This window comes from Rhodoferax sp. TH121, assembly GCF_002251855.1.
In the GTDB taxonomy this organism is placed as follows: Bacteria; Pseudomonadota; Gammaproteobacteria; order Burkholderiales; family Burkholderiaceae_C; genus Allorhodoferax.
In genome coordinates this window covers 26,294-34,836 of the sequence record NZ_NOXW01000011.1, presented here as the reverse complement: position 1 = coordinate 34,836, position 8,543 = coordinate 26,294, and the positions used below count along the sequence as shown (strand labels likewise).

At 59.7% G+C, this 8,543-nt stretch carries 2 protein-coding genes; both read right to left on the bottom strand.

What is annotated here, in order from left to right; all coding sequences use genetic code 11:
* A partial coding sequence (locus tag CHU94_RS00380) for a tetratricopeptide repeat protein (RefSeq protein WP_176451882.1) occupies positions 1-554 on the bottom strand: 554 nt, incomplete at its 3' end.
* A gap of 90 nt (positions 555-644) precedes the next feature.
* Positions 645-8,528, bottom strand: coding sequence for an S-layer family protein (locus CHU94_RS00375; RefSeq protein WP_094475598.1), 7,884 nt, complete (start codon positions 8,526-8,528; stop codon positions 645-647).
* Positions 8,529-8,543: the final 15 nt, after the last annotated feature.

Genomic DNA, 8,543 nt, shown 5'->3' with positions numbered 1-8,543 from the left:
TCTGGGCGGGCTTGCAGGCCACGCTCGAAACAACGCAGGGCCTGCGGCATGCAGTGCCGTTCAGTCCACAGGCGCGCCAGAGTGCCCCAGGCATCGGCATCCGCCGGTTTGTGGCGCAGCACTACGAGCAGCTCCGCCTCGGCACGTTCCATGGACTGCAGCTCCAACAGGCATTTGGCCAGCATGAAGCGGTACTCATCGGCCGAGGGCTGTAGCGCGCAGGCGGCTTCAAAATGCACCAAGGCGCGTGCAAATTCACCCTGGCCATAGAACAGGTTGCCCAAGTTGTTGTGGGCCGTGTGGAACTGCTTGTCACAAGCGAGTGCCGTCTCATAGGCGGCAATGGCGTCCGCCAGGCGGCCTAAGGCCTTGAGCGCGACGCCGCGGTTGGCGTGTGCACGGGAGTCTTGCGGGGCCAGAGCTACTTGCTGATCGAAGCGTTCCAGTGCCAGAAGATAGTCTCCCGCACCATTGAGTAGCACGCCAAGGTTGTTCAGCGCGTTGGTGTCGTGTGGGGTCTCCGCCAACACGGCTTCGTACGAAGCCCGGGCCAAGTCCCAACGCCCTGCACTTTGGTGTGCAAGGGCTTGGGTGAACAGATCAGAGGTTTCTGTACTTGGCTGCCGTCTTGGCATGGGGCGTGGTTAAGTCCATTGGAAATCAGAAGCACTGAGTCCATCAGACGTAGCGGCCACCAGGGTGAGTTTCATTTCAGCGACGCCGTTACCGTCTGTGTCGACCAACAGTATATTGGTCGCGGAGTCCCATTTGGCTTGTGCGTCGCCGGTATTGGTGAAAGTACTCACCATACTGAAGTTGCCATTCCCCAGGCCCTCGAAAACCAGCTTGTCCTGGCCCACCACAAAATCGGTGATGGTGTCGAAGACGGCCGCACTGGACTGGGCGGTATCGCGGAACACAAAGTAGTCTGCACCGCTGCCACCAATCAAGGTGTCTGCACCATTGCTGCCGACCAGGGTGTCGTCTCCGCCACCACCATTGAGTGTGGCTCCAATGGTGGACAGGACCATGGTGATGGTGTCGTCCGAGGAGCCACCGAGTACCGTTTCAATTGCGTTGACGGTGACGTTGTTGTTACCTGCGCTGGAAAGCTGCAAGGTGTCCGTGCCGCCTGCCAGGTTGTAGGTCGCGCCGACTGCCGCAGCACCCAAAGTCACGGTGTCATTACCAGCGCCGGCTACCAGCGTTTCCACGTTGGTGATGGTCAGGCTGTTGGGGCCAGTGGCGGCGAGTGTCAGGCTGTCATTGGAGCCACCCAGATCGATCACCGCGTTGGTGATTGCGCTGGTGAAGGTGATGCGGTCACTGCCGCTGCCACCATTGACAGTTTCGACGCCTCCCAGCGTGATGGTGTTGACTCCGCTAGCCAAGTTGAGGGTGTCGCTGCCTCCATTGAGGTTGATCAGGCCACCTGAGAGGGTGGTGGTCAGAGTCACCGTGTCGTTGCCCGTGGAGCCGGTGATGGTCTCTACGCCTGACGCAGTCACTTCGTTGGCGAAATTACCCAGAGTCAGTATGTCGATACCTGCGCCGAGGTCGAAGGTATTGCCCGTCGCTTGCACGGCCATGGTGATGGAGTCCGCACCCGAGTTGCCAGTGATGGTCTCAATGGTGTTGCTCATCAGTGTGAACGTGTTGGCTGCGTTGAACAGGCGTAGTTGGTCGGCGCCATCACCCAGGTTGAAGTTGGTGCTACCGACGACAGCGGCCCCCATGGTGACAATGTCGACTCCGGTGCCGCCGGTGATGGTTTCCACGTTCAGGGCCGTGAAGTCATTGTCTTCATTGCTCAAAACCAGTGTGTCGTTCAGACTGCCCAGGTCAATGCGTGTACCGGTCTGACCCGTGGTCACGGTGATCACATCTGTACCGCCGGTACCAATGATGGTTTCTGCATTGGCAACGGTGAGTGTGTTGTTGCCAGCCGTGGCCAGAATCAGACGGTCCGTGCCTGCGCCTAGGTTATAGGTGCCGCCCAATTGCGCCGCGCTAAGTGTCACGACATCGTTGCCCGTGCCTGCTACCAGGCTTTCCACGCCGGTCAGCGTCACTGTGTTGTTGAAATCAGCCAATGTCAGCTGATCTCCGGTGCCACCTCCCAAATTGACAATGCCGCCGGAGCTGAGGGTTGTGAGCGTGACGGTGTCATTGGCCGTTCCTCCCACGACCGTCTCGACATTGGTCAGAGTAGCCACGTTGGCAAAGTTGCCCATAGTCAGCTTGTCTGCACCAGCACCCAGACTGTAAACATTGCCGGTGGCAATGTTGGTCAATGTGATCGTGTCTACGCCGGAGTTGCCAATCAGGGTGTCTACGGTGTTATTGACGGACAGGGTATTGGCCGCATTGAAGAGGCGCAGGGTGTTGTTGCCCTCACCCAGCGAGTAGCTGCCACCCGCCACGGCGGATCCCAGCGTAATGTCATCCGCTCCCGAGTTGCCCACAATGGTCTCCACGCCGGTGGCGGTGAGCGTGTTGTCAAAGTTGGCCAAAGTCAGGGTGTCAACCAGGCCAGCGCCGAGGTTGAAATTGCCAGCTGTTACCTGGGTCAGGAATGTCAGCTTGTCATCCGCTGTTCCACCTACTACGGACTCGACATTGGATACGGCAGTCAAGGTGTTGGCCGCTGCAGCGAGCACCAGCTTGTTGACGCCACCGCCCAGATTGACAGTGCCATTGCTGATGGCCGAGGCCAGCGTGATGGTGTCATCTGTCGCGTCCGCCACAATGGTCTCAGTGTTATTGACCGTGACCGTATTGGCGCCACTGCTGGCGGTGAAAGTCAGCACGTCGCCGGTTCCACCTGCCAGGTTCACGATGCCGCCAGTGAATGCGTCGGTCAATGTCACCACATCGTTGCCCGTGCTGCCCACCACAGTTTCAATATTGGACAGAGTTACCGTATTGCCGTTGCCGACCAAGGTCAGGTAGTCTGAACCTGCGCCCAAGTCGAAGCTGCGGCCGGACACTGCCGCACTGAGAGTGATGCGGTCAACGGCGGCTCCGGCTGTCAGCGTCTCGATGTCCGTATTCAGCACCAGAGTGTTGGTACCTGTGGTGGCCAGCACCAGTGTGTCGCCTGTACCTGCACCCAGCGAAATGCTGACACCAGAGACAGCCGCTGTCAGGGTGACGGTGTCATTGCCGCTGCCACCCACCAGCGTTTCGGTATTCGCCAAGGTCAGCACGTTGTCATCGGTGCCGGTCGCTTTCAGCACTAGCTTGTCGACTCCACCTGCCAAATCAAAGGTCTGGTTCGTAACGGAAGATCCCAGCGTAATGGTGTCTGCACCGGCATTGGCAACCAGAGTTTCCACATTGCTGACGGTGAGGGTGTTCACGCCATTGGCCAAGACCAGTCGGTCATTGCCATCGCCAAGGTCTATGGTTCGGCCGGAGACTGCTGCTGACAACGTAATGTTGTCGTCCAGAGTTCCACCAAGCAGCGACTCAATGCTGCCATTCAGCGTGAGTGTGTTGGCAGCGTTCGCCAGTTGCAGGGTGTCGTTGCCCAAGCCCAAGTCAATACTTGCACCGGATGCACCGGTTGTTAGCGTGATGACATCAGCGCCCGATCCACCCACCAGTGTTTCGATATTGCTCAAGGTCAGGGTGTTACCGGCTCCGTGGGCCAGGGTCAATTTGTCAATGCCGTTCCCTAGGTCGATGGTGGCGCCTGAAATGATGGCGCTAAGGGCGATGGTGTCTGCGCCTGTGCCGCCGGTCAGCGATTCCACACCGCTCAGTGTCAGGGTGTTCAGGCCATCTGCCAGTGTCAGCACGTCAGCCCCGGCGCCCAGGTTGAAGGTTCCCGTACTTTGGGCAGCGGTTAGTGTGACCAGGTCCGCCCCTGTGCTGCCTGTCAGTGTTTCCACTCCGCTGGCAGTGACGGTATTGCCGGCACCCGCCAGGGTCAGAGTGTCCGAACCTGCCCCCAGGTTGTAGACGTTGCCCGTGACAGCTTCACTCAGCGTAACCGCATCAGCCCCAGAGTTGCCCAACACAGTTTCGATATCACTGGCCAAGGTCAGCGTGTTTGCACCATTGGCCAAGCTCAGGCTGTCGGTGCCGCTGCCCAGGACGATGCTCAGGCCCGTCCCGGTGAGGATGCTTGTCAGCGTGACAGTGTCATCGCCATCGTTGCCGACGAGCGTCTCTATGCCGCCTACGCTCAGGGTGTTGTTGCCACTGTTGTTCAGCGTAAGCTTGTCCCCAGCACCTGCACCCAGGTCAAACACTGCGTTGTTGGCAAGTGTGCTCAACACTACGGTGTCGGCGCCCGAGCCGCCAACCAGGGATTCGATGTTGGAGACGGTCAGGGAGTTCGCCGCTGTGCCTGTGGCAAGGAGGCGCAGTGTGTCTGTTCCTGCGCCCAAGTCGTAAATGCCGCCCGTGACGGGTGCAGTCAGTGTGATGGCGTCTGCGAGTGTGCCACCCAGCAGCGATTCGATGCTGCTGTCGATGGACAGCGTGTTGTTGAAATCAGCCAATGTCAGAACGTCAGCGCCAGCACCCAGGCTGATGTTGGAGCCCGAAGCAGCCGCCTGCAGGGTGACGTTGTCCGCACCAGTGCCACCCACCACGGTTTCGATGTTGGCCAAAGTCACGGTGTTGGCACCATTTGCCAAGGTCAGCTTGTCAATGCCACCACCCAAATCGAAGGTGCGCCCGCTGACAGCAGTGGTGAGGGTGATGGTGTCCACCCCGGAGTTGCCCACCAGGGTTTCGATATCACCGCCGATGGACAGTGTGTTGGCCGCATTCGCCAAGCGCAGCACATCGTTGCCGTCGCCCAGACTGAAACTGCCGGACGTCACGCCTGCGCCCAGGGTAATGTCATCGTCACCGCTGTTTCCGGTAATGTTCTCAATGTTCTGCGTAGTGAGCGTGTTGTTGAAGTTGCCTAGCACCAGGGTGTCGTTGCCCGCGCCCAGGTTGTACGTGCCTGCGGTGACCGCGGTTGCCAGGGTGACGGTGTCTGCGCCAGAGCCGCCCACCAGGTTTTCAATATTGGACAAGGTAACCGAGTTGGCGCCCGTGCCCGTGCTCATGAGCGTCAGCGTGTCGGTACCGTCGCCCAGGTCGTAGCTGAAGCCCGTCACGTTGCTCGTGAGGGTCACACTATCGTTGGCCGTTCCACCCACCAAACTTTCGATGCTGTTGTCAATTGACAGGCTGTTGTTGAAGTCTGCCAAAGTCAGTACGTCACCGGTTCCGCCGCCTAGCGCAATAGACCCACCTGCAATGGCGGTTGCCAATGTCACCAAGTCGTTGCCAGAGTTGCCGACGATGGTTTCGACATTCGATATGGTGATGGTGTTGGCGCCGTTGGCCAGGCTGATCTTGTCGCTTCCTGCTCCCAGGTCGATCGATCCGCCGGTGACAACGCTGTTGAGCACCAAGGTGTCCGCTCCCGTACCACCCACAATGGTTTCAATGTTGGCCACGGTCAGGTTGTTTATTCCGTCGGCCAACTGAAGGGTGTCGGTTCCGCCTGCCAAGTCGTAGCTATGTCCGCTGACCGCGTTGGTCAAGGTGATGGTGTCCGCTGCCGAGTCGCCCACCAAGGACTCGATAGATCCGTTCAGGGTGAGGGTGTTCGCCGCCAAACCGGAGAGGTTCAGGCGGTCGGTGCCTGCACCCAGGTCGTAGCTGTTGCCGCTGACGCCGCCATCCAGAGTGATGGTGTCGGCGCCCGCATTGCCCACAATGGTTTCCACGGTGCTGCTGGCAGTAAAGGTATTGGTGCCTAGAGCCAGAATCAGAGAGTCTGTGCCTGCGCCGAAGTTGTAGCTACCAGCTGTGATTGCGCCACTGAAGGTGATCGTGTCGGCCCCGATACCACCGGTGATGGTCTCCACGGTATTGAAGGCGGTGATTGTGTTGACACCATCCGCCAAGGTCAGTGCGTCTGCACCTGCACCCAAGTCGATGGTGCCGCCGGTCAAGGTGGTGAGCAGCGTCACTGTATCGGCGCCACTGCCGCCGGTCACACTTTCCACATTGGAGGTCGTGACGGTGTTGCCGCCATCGGCCAAGTAAAGCTTGTCTACGCCAGCGGCCAAGTCCAGGGTCGCGCCACTGATGGCGGCTGCCATGGTGATGACGTCGGCACCGGCGTTGCCGGTGACAGACTCGACGCCTGTCAAAGTCATGGTGTTGCCACCTGCCGCCAATGTCAGGCTGTCGGCACCTGCTCCTAGGTTGACGTTGGCGCCAAACGGGCTGGCGCTGGAGAGAGTGATGGTGTCGTCTCCCGAGCCACTGGTAGTGATCGTTTCAATACCGTCCACAGTGGCAACGTTAGCGCCTGCCGCCAGGACCAAGGCATCGCTGCCACCACCCAAGCTGACACTGCCGCCTGTCAGGATGGTTGTGAGTGTGAGGGAGTCATTGCCACCCGCACCGACCACCGACTCGACATCGCTCACACTGAGCGTGTTGTTCCCCGCGCCTGACAATGTCAAGGTGTCATTGCCTCCTGCCATGGCAATGGTCGCACCATTGATGGCTGCACCCAGGGTAATGTCTTCATCCCCGGCCGAGCCCGTGATGGATTCCACGGAGGATGCGGTCAGGATGTTGGTGCCGTTGGCCAGCGTCAAACTGTCTGCACCAGCAGACAGATCAAACACCGCACCGGACACCGCTTGGGTCAGTGTGATGGCGTCGGCTGCGGTGCCGCCATTGAGGCGTTCTACGCTGGCATCCAGCGTCAGTGTGTTGTTGCCGCTGGAGGATAGGTTCAGTGTGTCGGTACCTGCTCCCAGGTTGAAGGTCCCGCTGGTTTGGGCTGCTCCCAGGGTGATGGTGTCTGCACCAGTTCCACCTGTGATAGTTTCGATATTGGTGGCCGTCAGGTTGTTGGTGCCGTTCTTCAACACCAGTTGGTCCGTGCCGTCGCCCAAATCAATATTGCCCCCCGCGATCACGGTGTTCAAGGTCACCACGTCAGCGCCACTGTCGCCCACAATGGTTTCCACGTTGCTGGCAGTCACGGTATTGGCGCCATTGGCCAGCGTGAGTTTGTCACCAATGCTGCCACCCAGGTCGATTTGTGCTCCGCTGATAGCCGTGCCCAATGTGACGTTGTCTACCCCGGTTCCGCCGGTGATGCTTTCCACATCGCTGGCCGTCAGTGTGTTGCTGCCATTGGCCAGAGTCAGACGGTCTGAACCGTCCCCCAGGCTGTAGGTGGCACCACTGACTGTGGTGGTGAGGCTGATGTTGTCGGCGCCTGTTCCGCCCGTGATCGTTTCTACGGTACCGTTCAGCGACAGGGTGTTGGCGCCATCGGCCAGTACCACGCGGTCGCCCGTGCCCGCGCCCAAATCGACAGTCACACCGCTGACGGCAGCACTGAAGCGTACCGTGTCATTGGCGCCTGCTCCGCTGATGGTTTCTATGGCATTGACAGTCAGGTCATTGGCGCCTGCGCCCGACAAAATGATGCGATCGCCTGCACCAGCGCCCAGGTCGTAGGTCTGTCCAGAAACTGCCCCGCCCAGTGTCACGATGTCATCACCCGCGCTGCCAACCAAACTCTCAATGGTTGTGGCAACGGTCAAGGTGTTGCCGCTGGCGCCGAGGGTCAAGGTGTCGCTACCCGTTCCAAGGTCTACACTGCCACCGGAGATGCTGGTCGCCAATGTGATGGAGTCGTCACCGCTTCCAGTCGCGGTGATGGTTTCAACATTGCTCAGGGTCAGGGTGTTGCCACCAGCTGCCAGGGTCAGCGCATCTGCACCCGCGCCCAAGTCGATGCTGCCAGCCGTCAGGGCCGCACCCAGCACCACACTGTCGTTGCCTGAGCCGCCGGTGATGGTTTCAATGTCAGTGGCTGTCAGGCTGTTGGCAGCTGCACCAGACAGGGTCAGGCTATCTGCACCCGCGCCAAGGCTGTAGCTACCGCCAGTGACTGCCGTAGTCAGCGTGAGTGCGTCAGCCAGTGTGCCACCGGTCACACTTTCAATGCTGCTCAGCGTGAGTGTGTTGGCGACGTTGGTCAGTGTGAGGCTGTCGCTGCCTGAGCCACCACTCACTGATTCAGTGTTGCTAATGGTGAGGGTGTTGGTGCCATTGGCCAGAACCAGGCGGTCGCTGCCGTCGGCCAGATTGACGGTGGCACCCGTAACGGCGCTTCCCAACGTGACCACATCTGCACCCGAGTCGCCCGTGATGGTTTCCGCACCTGTCACGGTCACTGTGTTGGCACCGTTGGCCAAGGTGAGGGTGTCGGTGCCCGTTCCAAGGTTCACCACTGCGCCCGAGATGGCAGCGCCTAAGGTGACGTTGTCATCACCCGTTCCGCCTGTCAGCGTTTCTACGCCACTCACAGTGAAAGTGCCACCGGAGTTGGACAAGTTCAAAATGTCTGCCGCTGCGCCCAGGTCAATGGTGGCAGCTGTGCTGCCAGTGCCCAAGGTGACAGTGTCTGCTCCGGTGCCACCAGAGATGCTTTCTACGTCAGTGACGGTCAACACGTTGATGCCGTTGGCGAGAACCAAGGTGTCAGTACCAGC